The sequence below is a fragment of the Paraburkholderia diazotrophica genome, assembly GCF_038900755.1.
GTDB classification, from domain to species: domain Bacteria; phylum Pseudomonadota; class Gammaproteobacteria; order Burkholderiales; family Burkholderiaceae; genus Paraburkholderia; species Paraburkholderia diazotrophica_A.
Map to the genome: position 1 here is coordinate 177,621 of NZ_JBBPEN010000010.1, position 19,640 is coordinate 197,260.

Below are 19,640 nucleotides of genomic sequence, written 5' to 3' on the forward strand. Positions count from 1 at the left end.
CGCTGCTACTTCCCCTTGCTCTCCAGCTCATCCCATCTTTCGATCGCGACAAGCAGTTCGTCTTCGATCGCCGCATAGCGCTCCGTCAGGCGCGCGCCTTCCTGCGCGTCCTTCACGAAGATCGAGCCATCCTCGATCTGCGCGGCGATCGTCTTCTGTTCCGCTTCGAGCGCCGCGATCCGGTCGGGCAATGCTTCCAGCTCGCGTTGTTCCTTGAACGAAAGCTTCACCGTGCGCTGCGCATTGCGGCCCGCCGCGCTTTCCTTTGGCGCGGCCTCCTTCGGCGGTTCTTTGGGCGCGTCCTGCTGTGCGATCTGTTCGGAACGCTCGCTCTGGATCTGCCAGTCGGTGAAGCCGCCGACGTATTCGCGCCACTTGCCTTCGCCTTCCGACGCGATCACCGACGTCACGACGTTGTCCAGAAACGCGCGGTCGTGACTGACCAGCAGCACGGTGCCTTCGTAGTCTGTCAGCAGTTCTTCGAGCAGTTCCAGTGTCGGGATGTCGAGGTCGTTGGTCGGCTCGTCGAGCACCAGCACGTTCGCGGGACGCGCGAAGAGACGCGCGAGCAGCAGCCGGTTGCGCTCGCCGCCCGACAGCGACTTCACCGGCGAACGCGCGCGCTCGGGCGCGAACAGGAAGTCGCCCAGATAGCTCATCACATGCTTTTTCTGGCCGTTGATCTCGACCCAGTCGCTACCCGGGCTGATCGTATCGGCGAGACTCTTTTCCGCGTCGAGCTGCGCGCGCATCTGATCGAAGTACGCGACCTGCAGGTTCGTACCGACACGCACCTTGCCTTCTTCCGGCTGCAGCTGGCCGAGAATCAGCTTCAGCAGCGTCGTCTTGCCCGCGCCGTTCGGACCGACGAAGCCGATCTTGTCGCCGCGCATGACCGTCGTCGAGAAGCGGTCGACCACCGTGCGCGCGCCGTAGCGCTTCGTCACGTCCGTGAGTTCGGCGACGATCTTGCCGGACTTCTCGCCCTGCCCGACGTCGAGCTTCACGTTGCCCTGCACGTTGCGGCGCTCCGCCTGATCCTTGCGCATCTGCACGAGCCGCGCGATGCGGCCGACGCTGCGCGTGCGCCGCGCTTCGACGCCCTTGCGAATCCACACTTCTTCCTGGGCAAGCAGCTTGTCGAATTTTTCGTTTTCGACGCGTTCGACTTCGAGCTGCTGCGCCTTGCGCGTCTGATACGCGGAGAAATTGCCCGGATACGACAGCAGCCGCCCGCGATCCAGCTCGACGATGCGCGTCGCGACACGATCGAGAAACGCGCGGTCGTGCGTGATGAACAGCAGCCCCGCGCGCTGCGCGATCAGCAGTTCTTCGAGCCAGCGAATGCCGTCGAAATCCAGGTGATTGGTCGGCTCGTCGAGCAGCAGCACATCCGGCTGCACGACGAGGGCGCGGGCCAGCGCGACGCGCTTTTGCATGCCGCCCGACAGCGCGCCGACGCGCGCGTCGCCGTTCAGACCGATCTGCGCGAGCGTCGTGGCGACGCGTGTGCGCCAGTTCCACGCGTCCGTCGCATCCAGCGATGATTGCAGCGCGTTCATCCGCGCGAGCAGCGTGTCGTGCCGCGCGCCTTCCGGCGTTTCCGCAAGCTCGTGCGCGACCGCGTTGTATTCGTCGAGCAGCGCGCTCGCATGCGTGAGGCCCGCCGCGACCGTGTCGAACACCGATGCTTCGGCGTCGAACTCCGGTTCCTGCGGCACATAGACCGTCACGAGATCTTGCTGGCGCGTGATCAGGCCGTCGTCCGGCTTGGCCAGCTCGGCGACGATCTTCAGCAGCGACGACTTGCCCGCGCCGTTACGGCCGATCAGCCCGACGCGCTCGCCTGCTTCGAGTGAGAAATCCGCGTGATCGAGCAGCGCGACATGGCCGAACGCCAGTTGCGCGCCCGTAATGGTGTAAAGCGACATGGAAAAATGAAGAAACCAGCGATGAGTCGGAAGCGCTCATTGTACCGGTCGATGGCGCGGACACTGAGGCGATACGGCCCGGCACGATGGCATAGGACGAATCGCATGGTCGTCGGCTGCGGCAGCGCGACGACCGCGAAGTCCGCGTTTCGCTAAAAGGCGCGACAGGCGCGAAAGCAGCGGCAGATGGCGAGCGGCAGATGACAAGCGCCAGCCTCAGGCCCACGTCGCACATGCGGGCGCTGCATTCGCGCCGACGCTTACTTCACGTGAATCGTGATGGTCTTGCTCATCTCCGGGCCGTATGAACGATGCGCGCCGTCGCCGAAATCGAGCGTCAGCGTATGCTCGCCGGGCGGCAGCGTGAGTTCCGTTTCCGTCTGGCCCTTGCCGAAATGGAGCGACTTGTCGTTGGCGGGAATGACCTCGCCCTTCGGCAGCGGCTTGCCGTCGACGATCAGATGGTGGTGCCCCGTGCCCTCCGTCATCGTGCCGGCGGGCGCGACCTTCATGCCGTCGACGGCAAACTTCACGTGGACGGGATTGCTCACGGTCGCGCCGTCCTTCGGCTCGACAAAAGAGACGCTTGCGGCATGCGCCGCGCCCGACACGACCAGCATGCCCGCGCAAGCCGCGCCGGCCAGCCATCTGTTGTTCAGCATCGTTTTTCCTCCTTGTTGAAAATAACTCGAGAGGTGCAACGCGCACCGACGGGCGCCTGCCGTGCAACGCGGCGCCGCCATCGAAGAATAGTCACTCGCACCGCGCCGCACGCGAGCCGGACAGTCCTTCACGCGAGCCGGACAGTCCTTCACGTGCGCCTTCGCATTGATTTTGAACGATAAACGGATCGCGAGGCTCAAGCCTTCCAGTGAATTCCGGTAATATTGCGGGTCGCCGCCGGATGCCCAATAAAGGGGCAGAGCTGTGCGGATATTGCGTTGAATCGATGAAGAGTGTGTGTCGTGAGTGAAGTGATCGAATATAAGAGCTGGGTCTGCCTGATTTGCGGCTGGATCTACAACGAGGAAGAAGGTTTGCCCGAAGAAGGCATTGCGGCCGGTACACGCTTTGCCGATATTCCGGATGACTGGCGCTGCCCGCTGTGCGACGTCGGCAAGGCGGAATTCGCGGTCGTCGAGTTCTGAGCATATCGACGGGCGTTGATATTTCGCCCGTCTGGCGCTGACTAGCGGACGCCCTGGCCAGTCTCCGAACCGCTCCGCCGTGCGTTATACTCTGCGCTCGTCGGCGGCTCCTCCCCGTAGTTCAATGGATAGAACGAGTGCCTCCTAAGCGCTAGATACAGGTTCGATTCCTGTCGGGGGGACCAGACACCAGTTCGGTGACGGACGGCGCCCCAATAAAAAACCCGCAACTGCTCACGCTGTGCGGGTTTTTTATTGGCTGCAATGCCAGCGTCGCATCGGACGCCGAGACTTCGCTAGCGATGCGCAGTCTGGCGTCGGCGCGAGATCCGAACTGTCGCCAGTTGTTGTTGGTCCCGGCGATCGAAGAATCGGGCGAGCGCGAACAGCGATGCAGCCGCAAGCGGCCAGAGTACAAAGAAAGTAACGAGCATGAGCGGCTCCAAAGGCGAAATATCTGGCTTGAGTCTACCGGCTCCCGGCGCAGCGAGAATTACCGGAATTGCCAAAACACCGTTCCCTTTTTGATAGCAAAAGGGCGCGCGTCGCGCGCGGACGAGCGCGTGGCGCGGATTGTGCGGCGGTTTCGCGCATCGCATGCGTCCGGTCGGCCGAGGCCGTCCGTGACAAAATCACGCACTTTGCGCAACGCGCGCCAGGACTAAGAAGGACACTTTCCATGGACATCAACAAGCAAGTTGCCGCCCTTACCGCTTCCGAACTGCAAACGGCGGGCGCAAGCCAGGCGACGGCCATCGCGGTCAGCGTGCTGCTGCGCCATCTGAGTTCGCCCGAACTGTCGAAGCTGCTGAACTCGGCGTTTGAGAATCACCAGGCGGTGATGCTGCAAACGCCGTGGCCGGAACAGATGCTGCAAGCGTTCGAAGCGACACGGCGATTCCTCGAAGGCGCTGCCGCCCAGCCGCCCGCCAGTCCGACGAATCCGGCCAATCCCGACGAATCCGCCTGACATATCGCGCAGCGGCGCGGGCCCGGTGCGCCGCTCAGACGCGCTGGAAGCCGCCCTGTAACGGCAGCGAACCAGCAGCGGCGACGCGTGCTGATCCCGGGCCCGCCCCAACGCAAGGCGGCACAAATCGCCACCCGCGCCACTCTGCGCCCGACGCCCACCCGCCCCTTCTCGAATCGCCCGCGCCGCCGACCAGTGTGCGCTCTCCCACCTAATCCGCTATTTGTCTGAGGACGCGCGAGCGGCTTCCTCATATCATTGCGTCACTCCTCGGATACGTCTGGTTGAAGAGATGCCCTACCCATACAACCTCGCTGTCGCCGCTGGCCTGATGATCGTCGTGCTCACGTGCAGCCTCGCGCTGGCGCTGACATGAGTCGACCGGGCTACGTCGCCAAAAGCCGTCCACATCGGCGCGCCGGCTAAACCTGAAAAATATTTCCACCGAACCCTAAAGTTTTCCTCGCCGCCGCCGTAGTGCGGGCATGGACAACTTCCTCACTTCATCGGCGGGATCGTTCAAATCGACTCTGATCGATCAGGACATCGCGCACATTGCCCGCGTCATGCGGCCTTCAATGCACGGCGACCTGGGTGGGGCAATTTTCCCAGCCACCTACTGGCGAAAGCGGCTCTTCGAGCTGCTCGAAGCCGAGCATCTGACCAACTCGCAACTTTGCGCAATCGACGACTTGCTGCTGCAACTCGACGACCTCTGCGCGAAAGAGCTGGCCCCGCTGCCGGCAACCGCCGCGCAGCCCGCGGCCTCGCGCGACGCGAACCGCCATCGGGTGCGCCGCCGGCGCTGAGTACGGGTGCGACGACGAGCGTGACCACACGCGGCTCGCCGCCGAGCCGCCGGGGGAACGCACCTCGTGCATTTGACGTTGGTTGACGCGCCACGCGCGTCCATCCACGATGCTGCTCGCGGCAGCGCGAACACCCGGCGGCACGGCGACAGCGCGAGCTGGCGCGCCGCCGGGGCTGCCCCCTCGCGTGTCATCGCCGCCGTCAAAACATTCAAGCTGGGTATTTTCTCCGCCAACGGCGCAACGACCGCAAATTGGGGACATTATTAGGTCATAATGTCCGCAAAAATACCCAGCAAGGACTCCAGTGACCCAGGCTTCGCCGCTTGACCTGCTGAAGCAGGCGCGCACCCGCTTCACACAAAAAGAAATCGCCGCGCATGTCGGCAAGGACATCAAGACGGTGCGCCGCTGGGAGAAAGGCGAAACGCCTTGCCCCTCGATGCTCGAACCGTCGCTGCGCGCGTTGCTGTATTCCACGGCCGGGCAACGCGCTTCACCGCCAACGGGCGATCATTCGTGCCTGCGCTTCATCGATCTGTTCGCGGGCATCGGCGGAATCCGCATGGGCTTCGAGGGGCACGGCGCGCAGTGCGTGTTCACGAGCGAGTGGAACGATTTCTCGCAGAAGACGTATCGCGAGAATTTCCGCGACGAGCCCGCGCAACAGGAAGGCGCCGGGCAACATACGCTGATCGGCGACATCGTCACCTTTCCCGCAGACGACGTCCCCGCACACGACATCCTGCTCGGCGGCTTTCCGTGCCAGCCGTTTTCGATTGCGGGCGTCAGCAAGAAGAACGCGCTCGGCCGCCCGCACGGGTTCGAGTGCGCGACGCAGGGCACGCTCTTTTTCGACGTCGCGCGCATCATCGCCGCGCGCCGCCCCGCCGCGTTTCTACTCGAAAACGTGAAGAACCTGCTGTCGCACGACAAGGGCCGCACATTCGACGTGATCCTGCAAACGCTGCGCGACGAGCTCGGCTACGAAGTGCATTACCGCGTGATCGACGGCGCGCATTTCACGCCGCAGCATCGCGAGCGGATCATCATCATCGGCTTTCGCGGCAAGACGTCGTTCACCTGGGACGATCTGCGGCTGCCCGAAGAAGGGCCGCGTCTAGCGTCGATCCTGCACAGGACGGACGGCACGGAGCCCGTTCTGCCGTGGGATGGCGAGCGTTTCTTCGATCATGCCGCGCGCCACGTTCAACCCAAATACACGCTGACGCCCAAGCTCTGGACCTATCTGAAAAACTACGCGGACAAGCATCGCGCGGCGGGCAACGGCTTCGGCTACGGGATGGCGTATCCGCAAAGCGTGACGCGCACGCTGTCGGCGCGGTATCACAAGGACGGCTCGGAGATTCTCGTCTATCAGGGCGAGCGGCAGCGTCCGCGCCGTCTGACGCCGCGCGAATGCGCGCGCCTGATGGGCTTTCCCGACACGTACCGCATTCCCGTCAGCGACACGCAGGCGTATCGCCAGTTCGGCAACAGCGTCGTCGTGCCCGTGATGCGCGAAGTCGCGCGCATCATGCTGCCGCACGTGCTGGCGCTCACGCGCGAGACGCACGTGGATGGCGCGGTGGAGTTGGCCGCCTGATGATCGATATCGTCGACGCCGCCACGCGCAGCCGGATGATGTCCGGCATTCGGGGACGCAACACGAAGCCCGAGATATTGATCCGCAGCCTGCTGCATCGGCGCGGCTTCCGCTTCCGGCTCGACGCGCGCGATCTGCCCGGCCGCCCCGACATCGTGCTGCCGCGCTACCGCGCCGTGATCTTCGTGCATGGCTGCTTCTGGCACGGTCATGATTGTCATCTCTTCAAATGGCCGCAGACGCGCCCGGACTTCTGGCGCGAAAAAATCGGCCGCAACCGCGCCAACGATGCGAAGGCCCGGGCCGCTCTGCTCGACGGCGGCTGGCGCGTCGCGACGGTGTGGGAATGCGCCTTGCGCGGAGCGAACCGGGATATCGACGGTGTTCTGCAGCGCCTGATCGACTGGCTGCACGCCGACGCGCCGATGCACGAAGAACGCGCCTGACGTACTGCACGGCGCATCGCTTGCCGCGCCATTTGCCATGAGATTTGCCGCGCCACGAGCGACACCAGCCGCTGCCCTCGTCGGCGACCGTTGCAAGGCGCCGGTGCTACACTCGATTGGCTCGCTGAAGTCTCTCCAGCGTTCTCTCAGCGGCTTCCGTCCATCCTGGAACCACCCTTGAAGGAGGCACACGATGGCTGATTTCCGAATCTGGTCGGACGACTTCCCCACCAACGGCTTCATGCCGAAAGCGCAGGAGATGAACGACAAGTCGTTCGGCGTCGCCGGCGACGGCGAGAACGTCTCTCCGGCGTTGCAATGGGAGTCGCCGCCCGCCGACACCCAGAGCTTCGCGCTCACCGTCTACGATCCCGACGCGCCCACGGGCAGCGGCTTCTGGCATTGGGTCGTGGTCAACATTCCCGCCGACACGCGCTCGCTGCCGCGCAACGCGGGCAAGGCCGACGGCAGCCTGCTGCCGCAAGGCGCGCTGCAGTTCCACAACGATTACGGCACAGTCGGCTTCGGCGGCGCTGCGCCGCCGCGCGGCGACAAACCGCATCGCTACATCTACCGCATTCACGCGCTGAAGGTAGCGAACCTGCCTCTTTCCGCCGATACGACGAACGCGGTTGCGCGCTTCATGACGCACCTGAACGAAATCGATTCGGCGACCTACACGGGCCTGTACGAACTGAAGTAACGATGCGCGCGGGCAAGGCGAGCGCGTCGCTGCGCGTTGCCTCGCCCGCGCTTTCGCCGCGCAGCCCGCATGATCCGGCGTGAAAGTCGCGCGCTACTCGAGCTTCAAGGCGGGCCGGCGCGGTCGTGCGTCGCCTTGTCGGCAACAGGAAAACAGGAATCGCAATCCCGGACTCTATCGGCGGCCATGCAGACGGCCATGCGCGGCCGCACCGCTGTCCATCACAACAACACGATGCAAGCATCTTCTTCGAGGGACAACCGCAACGCTTCCGGCGCGCCCGTCACTGCTGCCACGTCGGTGGCGCCGGACGCCGAACTCGGCTTGCCGCTTCCGCAACGCTACTGGGCGATTCTCGTCGTCGCGCTCGGCATCACGCTTGCCGTGCTCGACAGCGCGATCGCCAACGTCGCGCTGCCGACCATCGCGCGCAATCTGCACGCGAGCGCAGCGAGTTCGATCTGGATCGTCAACGCGTACCAGCTGTCGGTGACGATCTCGCTGCTGCCGCTGTCGTCGCTGGGCGATCGGATCGGCTACCGGCGCGTTTATCTGAGCGGGATGGTGCTGTTCACGGTTGCGTCGCTCGGCTGCGCGCTGTCCGGCTCGCTGCCGATGCTCGCGCTCGCCCGCGTGATTCAGGGCTTCGGCGCGGCGGGCATCATGAGCGTGAACACGGCGCTCGTGCGGATGATCTACCCGCCTGCGCGCCTCGGACGCGGCATCGCGATCAACGCGATGGTCGTGGCGATTTCGTCCGCAGTCGGGCCGACGGTGGCGTCGGGCGTGCTGTCCGTCGCGCCGTGGCCGTGGCTGTTCGCGATCAACGTGCCGATCGGCATTGCCGCGCTCACGGTGGGGCTGCGCTCGCTGCCGCGCAACGAACGCCATCCGTCGCCATACGACTATCCGAGCGCGGTCATGAACGCGTTCGTGTTCGGCCTGCTGATCTTCGCCGTCGACGGACTCGGCCACGGCGAACGGCATGGCTTCGTCGCCGTACAGCTGATCGCGGCGGTCGTGATCGGCTACTTCTTCGTGCGGCGGCAACTGACGCAGCCCGCGCCGCTTCTACCCGTCGATCTGCTGAAAATTCCGATCTTCGGGCTGTCGGTCGGCACCTCCGTGTGCTCGTTCTGCGCGCAGATGCTGGCGTTCGTGTCGCTGCCCTTCCTGCTGCAAAACCATTTCGGGATGTCGCAAGTGGAAACCGGCTTGCTGATGACGCCGTGGCCGCTCGTGATCGTCGGCGCGGCGCCGCTGTCGGGCGTGCTGTCGGAGCGGATTTCGGCCGGCTGGCTGGGCGGCGTCGGACTCGCGACGCTCACCGTCGGCCTGCTGCTGCTCGCGACGCTCGGCGCGCACCCGACGCCCGTCGATATCGTGTGGCGCATGGCGCTATGCGGCGCGGGCTTCGGCATTTTCCAGTCGCCCAACAACCGGACGATGCTGTCGGCCGCGCCGCGCCATCGCAGCGGCGGCGCGAGCGGCATGCTCGGCACGGCGCGCCTGACGGGGCAAACACTGGGTTCGGCGCTCGTCGCGCTGGTGTTCGGCGTCTCGCCGGAGCATGGCCCCGTCATCTCGCTCTATCTGGCGGCGGGCTTTTCGGCGGTGGCGTCCGTCGTCAGCACGATCCGCGTGACGCAGCAGGGCGCGGCGACGACAGCGCGATAGTCTCAACGTGTTGATCCGATCGCACCTTTCTTGCGCCCACCCGTTTCATCCTGCCGTTTGCGCGCAAGCGGCTTCCGTCGCTGCACTTTGCGCCTATCCTTGTAGTCGAAGGTTATGACCCGCCGCCGTCCATCGCGACGGCGGGCGGGCCCTTCGCTCTGGCCTTTGAACGATAGGGGGCGCCATGTCACTCATCGTCGCTGGACGTTTCACCACGTTCCCCGCCGCCGAAGACGCAGCACAGAAGCTCTTCGACAACGGCTTCCTCGGGGAAGACGTCACGCTGTTTTTCGTCAATCCGCGCGGCCAGCACGCGCGCCATCCGCTAGACGAGCACGCGGGCGCGCCGCCCACGATCTCGAGCGCGCCGCCGCCGACGCTGCATCGCCATCACCACGCGGTGACGATCGGCGCGGCCGCGGGCGCCGTGATCGGCGTCGTGGTCTTCACGGCGTTCGCGGCATCGATGCCCGTCGTCGTGATCGCGGCGGGTACGGGCGCGTATCTGGGCGCGCTGGTCGGCAGAATGGTGCACGCGCGTAGCGGTCCGCAAGAGCATCACGACGTCGTGCATCACGAGTTGCGCAATTCGGGCGTGCTCGTGGCCGTGCACGTGTGCCCGGAAAATCAGATGGAAGCCGCGCGCATCCTGCGTGAAGCAGGCGGCGCGGACATCGAGCGTGCGACGGGCCGCTGGCAGCGCGGCAAATGGGCGGATTTCGATCCGCGTCAGACGCCCGTGCCGCTGACCGAACTCAACCAGCAGCAGGCCTGAGTTCGCCGGGCGGAGGCTGGAAAAGAAAACGGCAGCCGTCGCAGGCTGCCGCTTTGGCGTGCGCGCGTCGCGGGGCACGGGCCACGCACGCGCACGCACCTGCCGCGTGGACATCGCGCCGCTTACGTCATGCCGTAACGTCGGCGCGCTTGACCGCCTTCTCCGTCACCGATGAAGCCGTCGCGACGTGCCGCAAGTCCGCGAGGAACGTATCGCGCCACACCGACAGATTGTTCTCGCGCAGCGGCGCCATCATGTCCGCGTGACGCGCCTGGCGCTCGGCGAGCGGCATCGACAGCGCGCGCTCCAGCGCCTCGGCCATCTGCGACAGATCGAACGGATTGACGACCAGCGCGCCCGGCAGCTGCTCGGCCGCGCCCGCGAACTGCGACAGCACGAGCACGCCGGGATCGGCGGGGTCCTGCGACGCGACATACTCCTTCGCGACGAGATTCATCCCGTCTCGCAGCGGCGTCACGTAGCCGACCTGCGACTGGCGGAACAGCGCCATCAGCAGATTGCGTTCGTATTTGCGGTTCAGGTACTGGATCGGCGTCCAGTCGAGCTGCGCGAAACGTCCGTTGATGCGCCCCGCCTCGCCTTCCAGGTTCTGGCGAATGCGCTGATAGGTCTGCACGTCGGAGCGCGTCGGCGGCGCGATCTGCACGAGCGACACGCGGCCGTGCCAGCCGGGCGCGTTCAGCAGCAGACGCTCGAACGCCTGGAAACGCTCGACGAGTCCCTTCGAATAGTCGAGCCGGTCGACGCTCATGATCAGCTTGCGTCCGCGCATCGCATCGCGCAGGCTGCGGACCTGCTTGCGGTCGCTGAACTGCTCGGCGGCTTTCGCGATCGCGTCGGGATAGATGCCGATCGGAAAAGCGGCGACTTTCAGGAAACGGCCATACGCGTGGACCATGTTCTCGTCGCTCGACGTGCCATGGTTGCCGCGCTCGATGTAATCGACGAACGACTGCCGGTCCGCGTCCGTCTGAAACCCGACAACGTCATAGCTGCACATGCACTTCACCAGTTCTTCGTGCGGCGGCACGGTGCGCATCACCTCGGGCACGGGAAACGGAATATGCAGGAAAAAGCCGATCGGGTTTTTCACGCCGAGATCGCGCAGGCACCGCGCGAACGGCAGCAGGTGATAGTCGTGGACCCAGATGATGTCGTCGGGCTTCACCAGCTCTTTCAACTGCTGTGCGAGCGACGCGTTGACGCGCAAGTAGCCCGCGTACTCCTGCCGGTCATAGCGCGACAGGTCGTTGCGATAGTGGAAAGTCGGCCACAGCGTCGCATTCGAAAAGCCGCGGTAGTACTGGTCGTAGTCGCGCTTGGTCAGCCCCACCGTCGCATAGGTCACGTTGCCCTGCTTTTCGATGACGGGCGACGACGGCTCGGCGGCGATCTCGCCGCTCCAGCCGAACCACACACCTCCCGTTTCCTTCAGGGCATCCAGCACCCCGATCGCCAGACCACCCGCGGCGGGGCGTCCTTCCTGAGTCGGCGCGACGCGGTTTGAAACTACGATCAATCTGCTCATTGCGGCTCCACCTCATTCAGTTGACTTACATGCGGTGATACACCGACTGACGGTACGCAAGTCTCATGCCGCATTGCGCAAAATCACGGAATAAAAATGTATGCAAATGTGACGGGCAAGTAAAAACACGCTGCGCACATGGTTGTGCGCAGCAAATTATTCGCCTGTCGAATGAGCCCGGACCGGCCGGAAACGATGCGTCAGGAGTCCTGCTCGGAGCCCAGATCGCGCTGATAATCCAGCCCTTCCTGGCGCGTGCCGCCCTGGTTGTGTTCCCCGTCGGGCGGAGCGTCGGGCGCGGCGCGGTTCTCGTGTGCCGGATCGGGCGTTGCCGGTTGATTGCCCGTGCCACCGGCTGGGCGCTGATCGCGCTTCGAATGGCGCGCGGAGCGCCGCAATGCGGGATGTCTCATGATGGACGCCTCCAGGGAAGGCCACTGCCCGAGCGTGGGGTCGCTCGGACCGCATCACATTAGTCTAGGCCGACGAACGTAATTTGCCGGTAAAAAGTTCGCCGGTTTTGTAACGGATACATCTCTCAGGCCCGGCAATTGCAATCGCGCCGCGCACGCCTGCAAACGGCGGCGACGGCGTCGATTTTCATGGCACGCCGCCACGCAATCCGGCGCCGGGACGCGTGTGCGGCGTCTGCGAAGGTTGCGGCGGCGGATCGCCGATGGGCGGCGTGTCCGGTTCGACGGGCTCGCGCGTCGGATCGGGCACCGTGTCCGGCTGGCCCGGCTCCGGCGGCTGGCCGGGATCGGGCGTGTCGGGGGTATCGGGCGTGGTCGGGTCGGGGCGATGCGCGTGCAGATCGTGGACGGCGTCGTAATCCGGCATGTTGGACTCCCTGTTTTCGTTCGCTGTCGTCTCGCTTGTGCGATGCAACTGTCGAACTGAATTCAGCAAAGCCTGTGCCGTTCGGACGCCATCCGAGATAAGCGGCCAAGTGATCGCTCTCACCGAGTGGGCTGACCGAGTGGGCTGACTGAGTGGGCTGACTGAGTGGGCTAACTGAGTGCGCTGACCGAGCGGCCTCACTGAGCGGCGCGCCCACGCGGCCAGCCTGTTAGACGGCGGCTCAGACGCCGGCTCAGACGTCTGCCTTGCCGAGCGCCTGAGGTTCGTCGTTGACGTCGTCGCCGTCGGCGCGGCCCGCATCGTTGCCGTACTCGACGAGCCGGTTGTACAGCGTCTTCAGGCTGATGCCGAGAATCTCGGCGGCGCGCGTCTTCACGCCGCTGCACTGCTCGAGCGTCGCGAGAATCAGCTGACGGTCGGCTTCCGCGAGCGACGTGCCGAATGGGATCGTGATCGCCGTGCCCGCCGTCGGCTTCGACAGCGAAATCTGCAGCGGCACCGTGGCCGTGTTGTCCGAATCGGCGCTCGACATGATGTGCGCGCGCTGCACGTAATTCTTCAGCTCGCGCACGTTGCCCGGCCACGGATACGACAGCAGCATCTCGCGCACGGCGGGCGGAAAGTGCTTCTTCGTGCCGTGCTGCTCGTTGAGATCGTCGAGGAACGATTGCGCGAGCAGTTCGACGTCCTTGCCGCGCTCGCGCAGCGGCGGCAGGCTGATCGGAAACACGTTGAGCCGGTGATACAGGTCGAGGCGCAGCTTGCCTTCCAGCACCGCCTGCTCGGGATCGCGGTTCGTCGCGGCGATCAGGCGCACGTCCGTTTCGATCTCCTTCGTCGTGCCGACGCGCATGAACATCCCCGTCTCCAGCACGCGCAGCAGTTTCACCTGCAACTCGATCGGCATTTCGGTGATTTCGTCGAGGAACAGCGTGCCGCCGTTCGCGCGCTCGAAGTAGCCTTTGTGCTGCCGGTCCGCGCCCGTGAACGCGCCGCGCTCGTGGCCAAACATCTCCGATTCGATCAGATTCGGCGAGATTGCGCCGCAATTCACCGCGAGAAACGCGTGCTTGCGGCGCAGGCTCAGCTGGTGCAGCGTCTGCGCGGCGACTTCCTTGCCCGTGCCCGATTCGCCGACGAGCATCACCGAGGCCGCCGTCGGCGCCACGCGGCTGATCTGGTCATACACCTGCTGCATGACCGACGAATTGCCGAGCATCAGGCCGAAGCGGCCCATGCGGCGCAGCTCGCCGCGTAGCGTGCCAATTTCGGCTTTCAGATCGCCGGCGCGCGGCAGGCGGCTCAGAATCGCCTTCACGCGCTGCATGTTGATCGGCTTCACCAGATAGTCGGCGGCGCCCATCTTCAGCGCGCTCACGGCCGATTCGACCGTTGCGTGGCCCGTGATCACGACGAACTCGACGCCCGAACGCGGATCGAGATCCTCGAACAGATCGACGCCCGTGCCATCGGGCAGTTTGAGGTCGGTGAACACGACATCGGGCATCTGCCGCACGAGCTGGATGCGCGCCTCGCGCAGGTCGCTCGCCGTGGCCGTCGTCAGCCCGTCTTCCGCGATGATCGCCGCAAGCGCATCGCGGGTACCTGGATCGTCATCGACAATCAATACATGTGGCATCGCGTGTGGAAAGCTCGTAAGTACTGGTAGTGAACACGCGCAGCCTGCGTTCGCCAGAAAGTTGCGACGACGAAAGCGCCCGCGCGCGGCGATTCCAGGCCTGTGCCTGTTTCGCGACGCCGGACGCCTGAATCGGAAAAAATTTCCGACTTAACGCATCTGCGCAACAATTTCCGTAAATTTTGCCGTCAAATCGATATATTGTTGTGGTTTTTAATCATTATACGGCTTTATATCGAAAAAATATCGGCAGTTGGCTAACAGGCGCGCGCCGCGTGCACGAGGATCGCAGCCGGGGCGACGGCAACATCATCCGCGTGGAAACGGCCATGCGTCGCCGCTCGCGCTATGATCCGCGCCGTTGCCGCCACGCAGATGCGCTGCGGGCGCCATCTGCGCGCCGGGCGGCTGCGCAGGTTCCGTCACCGAACCGCCCTCGCCTTCCCAGCGCGTCAGATCGCGCGCCAGCGGCTGCTGTACGCCACGCTGGCGTTGCACCCAGCGCCAGGCCAGTACGCTGCCCACTGCGAACAGAGCGCCGAATATGCCGATTGTGGGTCGTGCCATCTTGAACTCCTTTGTCGTGAATGGGGACGGGGGGCCGTCTACGCGCCCGACAGCTTCCATGAACGCCGGTCACCGCGACGCGAGCAAGCCGAGCGCGAAGCCGACGCCCGCCGCGATGCCGAGCGACTGCCACGGGTTCTGGCGCACGTAGCGTTCCGTCTGAACGGTCGCGCTACGGTAGCGGCGCTGCGCCGACGTCTGCGCATCGCCGAGCGCCGCCTGCAACGTATCGACATGCGTGCGCAGCCGATCGCGCAACGCATCGAGGCCCTCGCCTGGAACGGTCGCCGCAAGCCGCAGCATTTCTTCCGAGTCGGTCAACAGCACCCTGAGATCCTCGACGATTTTCTGCTTGCCCAATGCGAGCTGCTCGGTCGTTTCTGTCATTGCAATCTCCTTTCCGGCGCGGGACCGGTCTGTCTCATTGGCCGACGGCCCGTTCCGATGGCGGCCAGCGAGGTATCCAGGAGGCGCCTCTTTGCGCTCGCCGCCACGCGTGGCGCGTCGCCGGCTCGAGAGTCCGGCGCGCGTCCGCCCACCCTTTCTGGCGTCTTGCAACGGCCGTACCCGGCCACCCCTATGCGATCCGCGCCTGCCCGCCGAGTTCCGCCCCGCGCCAATTTTCAAGATACATACAAGGTGCGCGGAATACAGACAAAGTTGCCGGAAGATCACACGACGGATGCAACTTTTTCCGGCATCTCGCGGCCATCATCCGTCAAAGCTCGCACATTTTCAGCGAATGCCAAATTTGCACGCGCCTTGCCTGATATGGTGCGCCAATGGTTAAATTGCCTTTTATGAGATAGTGGACCCACTAACAGAGCAGTCCACGCCCTCGATACTGGCCTGCGCCATTCAGACACTCACCCGAAATTGCACAGGACACCCTTGGTTATGCCGTCAACCGATCTGGACTCGCCCGCTGCGCAAGCCGGTGGCAGCGCTCCCGCGCCACAGGGCAAGCAACGCATGGCGGAAGGCATCCCCGGACTGAAGTCGTACGGCGTGCTGTACGGCTCGTCGCCGGTGATGCTGGATCTCTACGAGCAGATCGACCGCGTGGCCGCGACGGATGCGACCGCGCTCATCATCGGCGAATCGGGCACGGGCAAGGAGCTGATCGCCCGCACGATCCACGAGCACAGCGCGCGCAAGGACGGCGCGTTCGTCGCCGTCAATTGCGGCGCGATTCCCGATGAGCTGATCGAAGCCGAACTGTTCGGCCACGAGAAAGGCAGCTTCACGGGCGCGGTGCAAGGCCGCGTCGGCTATTTCGAGCACGCAAACGGCGGCACGCTGTTCCTCGACGAAGTGACGGAAATGGCGCCCGTGCGCCAGGTCAAGCTGTTGCGCGCGCTGGAAACGGGCACGTTCTATCGCGTCGGCGGCACGGAGCTGATTCGCGGCGACGTGCGCGTGATCGCCGCGACCAATCGCGACCCGGCCGTCGCAGTGAAGGAAAACGGCCTGCGCGAGGACCTGATGTACCGGCTCGCCGTGTTTCCGCTGCGCGCGCCGCCGCTGCGCGAACGCGAAGGCGACCGGGAACTGCTGGCGATGCATTTTCTCGATGAACTCAATCGTCAGGAAGGCACGAACAAGGTCTTCAGCAAGCGGTCGATGGAAACGCTGCGCACGTGGTCATGGCCGGGCAACGTGCGCGAGCTGAAGAACGCCGTGTATCGCGCGTTCATCCTCGCCGAGAAGGCCGTCGAGTTGCCGCATCCGCATCTGATGTCGCGCGTGAAGAAGCCCGTCACGCTCGGCGATTCGATGAGCGTGTGGATCGGCACGCCGCTCGCCGATGCGCAGAAGCAGATCATCCTCGGCACGCTCAAATATTGCGGCGGCGACAAGCGGCGCGCGGCCAAGGCGCTCGGCGTGAGTCTCAAGACGCTGTACAACCGCCTCAGCGCATACGGCGACGAAGATTCGAATCCCGACGAATCGTGACACGCAACGCGGCACGTGATGCATCGCGTGCCGCGCCACATTCGTGCGCTTTGTTGCACGCTCATCTATCGGTTTAGCGCGGCATCGCCTGGCGCTCATTCACCGACAATACTTCCCACGCACAACGCATGTCCGCGCGTTGGCGGCGACGCTGACTGGACCATCCGGGCATGCGGACTGCTACGAAATCAAGCAGAAAGACGGCGACCCCGCAGCACCTTTTGCATTTGCTTGCACTTTCCCTATGCCAATTACAAAAGCCATCCTGCACAATGCCGCTGCGTAAAAATCAGATGCAGTCCGTCCTTCGCCGGCGCGGTCCGCGCGTCGAAGGCACGAGCAGGAGCCACGACCAGAAAATGCAAAAAGCCATGCACCGCAAAGCGCACACGGCGCAGCCCGCAACGATGCGGCGTTCAATCTTTCCGGGCGCCACGCTAATTGCCGCGCTGGCCGTCGCCGTCACGACGGCACTGAGCGGCTGCAGTTCGCTCTACACGGAAGGCGCGACGGCGGGCGCCGGTATCGCCGGCGCGGCGATCGCCGGCAAAGTCACCAACAACGCAGCCGTCGCAACGGGTATCGGCCTTGGCGCCGTCGCGGCGGCGCGGGCGGGCGTCCAGTACTCTGAGCGCATCATCCATCGCAATACTCAGGACAGCATCGCAATCGCAGCGGGCCCGCTCGCGGTGGGCGCCGTCGCGCCGTGGAGCATCACGCATTCGGTGCCGCTCGAAGACGATGAACACGGCCGCGTGACCGTGAGCCGCGCGATCAGCATGGGCGAACTGGACTGCAAGGAGATCGTGTTCTCCGTCGACAAGACAGCGACGAAGAACGTGCCCGCATCGAGTGCGTTCTATGTCGCGTCGATCTGCCGCGACGGCAATGCGTGGAAGTGGGCATCGGCCGAACCCGCGACGGAACGCTGGGGCTCGCTGCAATGAGCGCGCGCTCGACCCATAAGCGGGCACTGGACCGGCTGCGCACGGCGGCGTCCGCGCGGCTCGCGCTTGCCGGCGCATTGTGCGTCGGCGCGCTGGCGCTCACGAGCGGTTGCAGTACGTCCTCCGTCGGCGCGGCGGCCGGTGCGGGCGCAGGCGCAGCGACGGGGCTCGTCACGGCGAACCCCGCCGTGGGCATCGGCGTCGGCATCGCGGTGCAGGCGGCCACCGACGAAGCCGTCGCGCGGTATATGCGCGTCATGCATTCGGATCAGCAGAATGTGATCGCGGCGCTCGCGGGCGCGATGCCCGTCGGCGAAACGCGCGACTGGAGCGTCAAGCACACGCTGCCCATCGAGAACGGCCACGGCCAGGTGCGCGTGACGCGCGCATTCGCTTCGTCGCTCGCGATCTGCAAGGAGTTCGTGTTCTCCGTCGTCGATGGCGACAAGCCCGACTCGAAGGTCTACTGGTACACGGCTGCCGCATGCCAGCAGGACAACAAGTACTGGAAGTGGGCCTCGGCGGAACCGGCCGTCGAGCGCTGGGGCAATCTGCAATGACGATCCGCTGACGCGTTCCATCCCGCCGCGATATGACGCAGACGCATCGCGTGAACACGAAGGGGAGCCGCACGGCTCCCCTTCTTCGTTTGCGCGCGCCCGAATCGATCGGGAGCGCAGGTCCGCAAGATCAGGACTCGACGTCCTCGAGGCTGAAGATTTCCGTCTGGTCGTTGTACGAGAAGATCTCGGCATAACGGCCCCAGTTGATGACGGCATCGAGCGTCTCTTCCGCCGCGCTGTCCGACAGGAAGTCTTCCAGCTCCTGCTCGAAGCGCACGCGCGGCGCGCGATGTCCCGGCCGTTCGTTCAGCACCTTCTTGATCCGCGCCGCGAGCGGCACATGACGCAGCAGATGCTCGGCGAACATCATCTTGCGCTCCTGTGTGCCGAACTCGGCGAACACGCGCGCGGGCGGCGTCAGGAAAATATCGCCCTCGCGCACGTCGGCGAAACCCAGGTGCTGCAGCACTTCCGCGACCGGGAACAGGTCGTCCACTTCCAGATGCAGCGAGCGCGCGATTTCCGGCATGTCCGCGCGGCCGTGGTACGGCGCGGCCGCCAGCATCTCGATCAGGCCCGCCATCAGGTTGGTCGACACGTGCGGCAGCCAGCTGTGCAGCTCCAGCCCCTTCTTCGTCGTTTCGTCCTTCTGGCGCGCGGTCATCTTCGCGTAGATGTCGTCAACCAGGCGGCGGAACGCCGGGTCCAGACGATTGCGCGGATGCTTGAACGGCACCTTGATCTCGGCGATCACGCGGCCCGGATTCGACGACAGCACAAGAATGCGGTCGCACATGAACACCGCTTCTTCGATGTTGTGCGTGACGATCAACACCGACTTGATCGGCATGCGGCCCTGCGTCCACAGATCGAGCAGATCGGTACGCAGCGTTTCGGCCGTCAGCACGTCGAGCGCGGAGAACGGCTCGTCCATCAGCAGCAGCGTCGGATCGACGACCAGCGCGCGCGCAAAGCCGACACGCTGACGCATGCCGCCCGACAGCTCGCGCGGATACGCGTTCTCGAAGCCGTCGAGACCGATCAGGTCGATCGCGGCCAGCGCGCGCTCGCGGCGCTCGCGCGCGCCGACGCCCAGCGCTTCGAGACCCGCCTCCACGTTCTGCAGCACGGTAAGCCACGGAAACAGCGCGAACGTCTGGAACACCATCGCGACGCCTTCGGCGGGACCTTTGAGCGGCTTGCCCATATAGGTCACTTCGCCGTCCGTCGGTTCGATCAGCCCGGCGATGATGCGCAACAGCGTCGACTTGCCCGAGCCCGAGCGGCCCAGCAGACCGACGATCTCGCCTTCGCGCAGCGACAGGTTCGCGTCGTCGAGGACGAGAAGTTCGCCCTGCGTCTTGTTGAACCCGCGGCACACGTCCTTGACGCGCAGAATTTCTTCGCCGAGACGCGGCGGCATCGGCGGCGTCTGGATCGGCGTGGCGGTAACGGCTTTAGGGTTTTGCATCGCGTTTTGCCTTCAATGAATC

Annotated in this window: 20 protein-coding genes and 1 tRNA gene; 12 read left to right on the top strand and 9 right to left on the bottom strand. The window is 64.9% G+C overall.

Features of this window, described 5'->3' with window-relative positions; all coding sequences use genetic code 11:
* Positions 1-5: 5 nt before the first annotated feature.
* Both AABE10_RS27780 and AABE10_RS27785 read right to left on the bottom strand, forming a co-directional pair.
* Complete coding sequence (locus AABE10_RS27780; protein WP_342936418.1) at positions 6-1,931, bottom strand: ATP-binding cassette domain-containing protein; 1,926 nt, start codon at positions 1,929-1,931, stop codon at positions 6-8.
* Positions 1,932-2,191: 260 nt separating this feature from the next.
* Entirely contained in the window at positions 2,192-2,593 is a 402-nt protein-coding gene (locus AABE10_RS27785) for a DUF4399 domain-containing protein (RefSeq protein ID WP_342936419.1), read from the bottom strand.
* Positions 2,594-2,887: 294 nt separating this feature from the next.
* Here AABE10_RS27785 and AABE10_RS27790 point away from each other — a divergent pair, with 294 nt between their 5' ends.
* The 9 genes from AABE10_RS27790 to AABE10_RS27830 all read left to right on the top strand — a co-directional run bounded on the left by AABE10_RS27790 (position 2,888) and on the right by AABE10_RS27830 (position 10,065).
* Complete coding sequence (locus tag AABE10_RS27790) at positions 2,888-3,079, top strand: rubredoxin (RefSeq protein ID WP_407670772.1); 192 nt, start codon at positions 2,888-2,890, stop codon at positions 3,077-3,079.
* Positions 3,080-3,189: 110 nt separating this feature from the next.
* A tRNA-Arg gene (locus AABE10_RS27795) sits at positions 3,190-3,264 on the top strand.
* Positions 3,265-3,758: 494 nt separating this feature from the next.
* Complete coding sequence (locus tag AABE10_RS27800) at positions 3,759-4,049, top strand: hypothetical protein (RefSeq protein ID WP_342936420.1); 291 nt, start codon at positions 3,759-3,761, stop codon at positions 4,047-4,049.
* A gap of 578 nt (positions 4,050-4,627) precedes the next feature.
* A complete protein-coding gene (locus tag AABE10_RS27805) occupies positions 4,628-4,858 on the top strand; it encodes a hypothetical protein (protein WP_428983398.1) in 231 nt (76 codons plus the stop codon).
* 307 nt (positions 4,859-5,165) lie between these two features.
* A complete protein-coding gene (gene dcm / locus AABE10_RS27810) occupies positions 5,166-6,464 on the top strand; it encodes a DNA (cytosine-5-)-methyltransferase (RefSeq protein WP_342936422.1) in 1,299 nt (432 codons plus the stop codon).
* The gene (locus AABE10_RS27815; RefSeq protein ID WP_342936423.1) at positions 6,464-6,910 is read left to right on the top strand and encodes a very short patch repair endonuclease; all 447 of its coding nucleotides are present in this window, start codon (positions 6,464-6,466) and stop codon (positions 6,908-6,910) included. Before dcm ends, AABE10_RS27815 begins: the two co-directional genes overlap by 1 nt.
* Positions 6,911-7,103: 193 nt before the next feature.
* Complete coding sequence (locus AABE10_RS27820; RefSeq protein ID WP_342936424.1) at positions 7,104-7,613, top strand: YbhB/YbcL family Raf kinase inhibitor-like protein; 510 nt, start codon at positions 7,104-7,106, stop codon at positions 7,611-7,613.
* A 234-nt stretch (positions 7,614-7,847) separates the two neighbouring features.
* The gene (locus tag AABE10_RS27825; RefSeq protein WP_342936425.1) at positions 7,848-9,290 is read left to right on the top strand and encodes an MFS transporter; all 1,443 of its coding nucleotides are present in this window, start codon (positions 7,848-7,850) and stop codon (positions 9,288-9,290) included.
* A 184-nt stretch (positions 9,291-9,474) separates the two neighbouring features.
* A complete protein-coding gene (locus tag AABE10_RS27830) occupies positions 9,475-10,065 on the top strand; it encodes a hypothetical protein (protein WP_342936426.1) in 591 nt (196 codons plus the stop codon).
* Positions 10,066-10,192: 127 nt separating this feature from the next.
* Here AABE10_RS27830 and otsA read toward each other — a convergent pair whose 3' ends face one another.
* From otsA to AABE10_RS27860, 6 genes are all read right to left on the bottom strand, one after another.
* Positions 10,193-11,614, bottom strand: coding sequence for an alpha,alpha-trehalose-phosphate synthase (UDP-forming) (gene otsA / locus AABE10_RS27835; protein ID WP_342936427.1), 1,422 nt, complete (start codon positions 11,612-11,614; stop codon positions 10,193-10,195).
* A 200-nt stretch (positions 11,615-11,814) separates the two neighbouring features.
* Positions 11,815-12,027 (bottom strand): hypothetical protein, encoded by a 213-nt coding sequence (locus tag AABE10_RS27840; protein ID WP_342936428.1) that lies wholly within the window; start codon positions 12,025-12,027, stop codon positions 11,815-11,817.
* 187 nt (positions 12,028-12,214) lie between these two features.
* Complete coding sequence (locus AABE10_RS27845; RefSeq protein ID WP_342936429.1) at positions 12,215-12,454, bottom strand: hypothetical protein; 240 nt, start codon at positions 12,452-12,454, stop codon at positions 12,215-12,217.
* A 253-nt stretch (positions 12,455-12,707) separates the two neighbouring features.
* Positions 12,708-14,114 (bottom strand): sigma-54 dependent transcriptional regulator, encoded by a 1,407-nt coding sequence (locus tag AABE10_RS27850; protein ID WP_342936430.1) that lies wholly within the window; start codon positions 14,112-14,114, stop codon positions 12,708-12,710.
* A 309-nt stretch (positions 14,115-14,423) separates the two neighbouring features.
* On the bottom strand, positions 14,424-14,681 hold the full coding sequence (locus tag AABE10_RS27855; protein ID WP_342936431.1) for a hypothetical protein: 258 nt from the start codon (positions 14,679-14,681) through the stop codon (positions 14,424-14,426).
* A gap of 69 nt (positions 14,682-14,750) precedes the next feature.
* On the bottom strand, positions 14,751-15,068 hold the full coding sequence (locus tag AABE10_RS27860; RefSeq protein ID WP_342936432.1) for a DUF883 family protein: 318 nt from the start codon (positions 15,066-15,068) through the stop codon (positions 14,751-14,753).
* A 510-nt stretch (positions 15,069-15,578) separates the two neighbouring features.
* Here AABE10_RS27860 and AABE10_RS27865 point away from each other — a divergent pair.
* From AABE10_RS27865 to AABE10_RS27875, 3 genes are all read left to right on the top strand, one after another.
* A complete protein-coding gene (locus AABE10_RS27865; protein WP_342936433.1) occupies positions 15,579-16,637 on the top strand; it encodes a sigma-54 dependent transcriptional regulator in 1,059 nt (352 codons plus the stop codon).
* Positions 16,638-17,044: 407 nt separating this feature from the next.
* A complete protein-coding gene (locus tag AABE10_RS27870; protein WP_342936528.1) occupies positions 17,045-17,584 on the top strand; it encodes a hypothetical protein in 540 nt (179 codons plus the stop codon).
* Positions 17,581-18,144: a hypothetical protein gene (locus tag AABE10_RS27875; protein ID WP_342936434.1), complete on the top strand. Its 564-nt coding sequence runs from the start codon at positions 17,581-17,583 to the stop codon at positions 18,142-18,144. Before AABE10_RS27870 ends, AABE10_RS27875 begins: the two co-directional genes overlap by 4 nt.
* 130 nt (positions 18,145-18,274) lie before the next feature.
* Here the strand turns inward: AABE10_RS27875 and AABE10_RS27880 are convergent, their stop codons facing one another.
* Positions 18,275-19,618: an AAA-associated domain-containing protein gene (locus AABE10_RS27880; RefSeq protein WP_087734456.1), complete on the bottom strand. Its 1,344-nt coding sequence runs from the start codon at positions 19,616-19,618 to the stop codon at positions 18,275-18,277.
* Positions 19,619-19,640: the final 22 nt, after the last annotated feature.

Coding starts and splice junctions, on each gene's coding strand:
- AABE10_RS27780 (WP_342936418.1), bottom strand. CDS start 1,931: ATGTCGCTTTACACCATTACGGGCGCGCAACTGGCGTTCGGCCATGTC.
- AABE10_RS27785 (WP_342936419.1), bottom strand. CDS start 2,593: ATGCTGAACAACAGATGGCTGGCCGGCGCGGCTTGCGCGGGCATGCTG.
- AABE10_RS27800 (WP_342936420.1), top strand. CDS start 3,759: ATGGACATCAACAAGCAAGTTGCCGCCCTTACCGCTTCCGAACTGCAA.
- AABE10_RS27805 (WP_428983398.1), top strand. CDS start 4,628: ATGCACGGCGACCTGGGTGGGGCAATTTTCCCAGCCACCTACTGGCGA.
- AABE10_RS27815 (WP_342936423.1), top strand. CDS start 6,464: ATGATCGATATCGTCGACGCCGCCACGCGCAGCCGGATGATGTCCGGC.
- AABE10_RS27820 (WP_342936424.1), top strand. CDS start 7,104: ATGGCTGATTTCCGAATCTGGTCGGACGACTTCCCCACCAACGGCTTC.
- AABE10_RS27825 (WP_342936425.1), top strand. CDS start 7,848: ATGCAAGCATCTTCTTCGAGGGACAACCGCAACGCTTCCGGCGCGCCC.
- AABE10_RS27830 (WP_342936426.1), top strand. CDS start 9,475: ATGTCACTCATCGTCGCTGGACGTTTCACCACGTTCCCCGCCGCCGAA.
- otsA (WP_342936427.1), bottom strand. CDS start 11,614: ATGAGCAGATTGATCGTAGTTTCAAACCGCGTCGCGCCGACTCAGGAA.
- AABE10_RS27840 (WP_342936428.1), bottom strand. CDS start 12,027: ATGAGACATCCCGCATTGCGGCGCTCCGCGCGCCATTCGAAGCGCGAT.
- AABE10_RS27845 (WP_342936429.1), bottom strand. CDS start 12,454: ATGCCGGATTACGACGCCGTCCACGATCTGCACGCGCATCGCCCCGAC.
- AABE10_RS27850 (WP_342936430.1), bottom strand. CDS start 14,114: ATGCCACATGTATTGATTGTCGATGACGATCCAGGTACCCGCGATGCG.
- AABE10_RS27855 (WP_342936431.1), bottom strand. CDS start 14,681: ATGGCACGACCCACAATCGGCATATTCGGCGCTCTGTTCGCAGTGGGC.
- AABE10_RS27860 (WP_342936432.1), bottom strand. CDS start 15,068: ATGACAGAAACGACCGAGCAGCTCGCATTGGGCAAGCAGAAAATCGTC.
- AABE10_RS27865 (WP_342936433.1), top strand. CDS start 15,579: ATGCCGTCAACCGATCTGGACTCGCCCGCTGCGCAAGCCGGTGGCAGC.
- AABE10_RS27870 (WP_342936528.1), top strand. CDS start 17,045: ATGCGGCGTTCAATCTTTCCGGGCGCCACGCTAATTGCCGCGCTGGCC.
- AABE10_RS27875 (WP_342936434.1), top strand. CDS start 17,581: ATGAGCGCGCGCTCGACCCATAAGCGGGCACTGGACCGGCTGCGCACG.
- AABE10_RS27880 (WP_087734456.1), bottom strand. CDS start 19,618: ATGCAAAACCCTAAAGCCGTTACCGCCACGCCGATCCAGACGCCGCCG.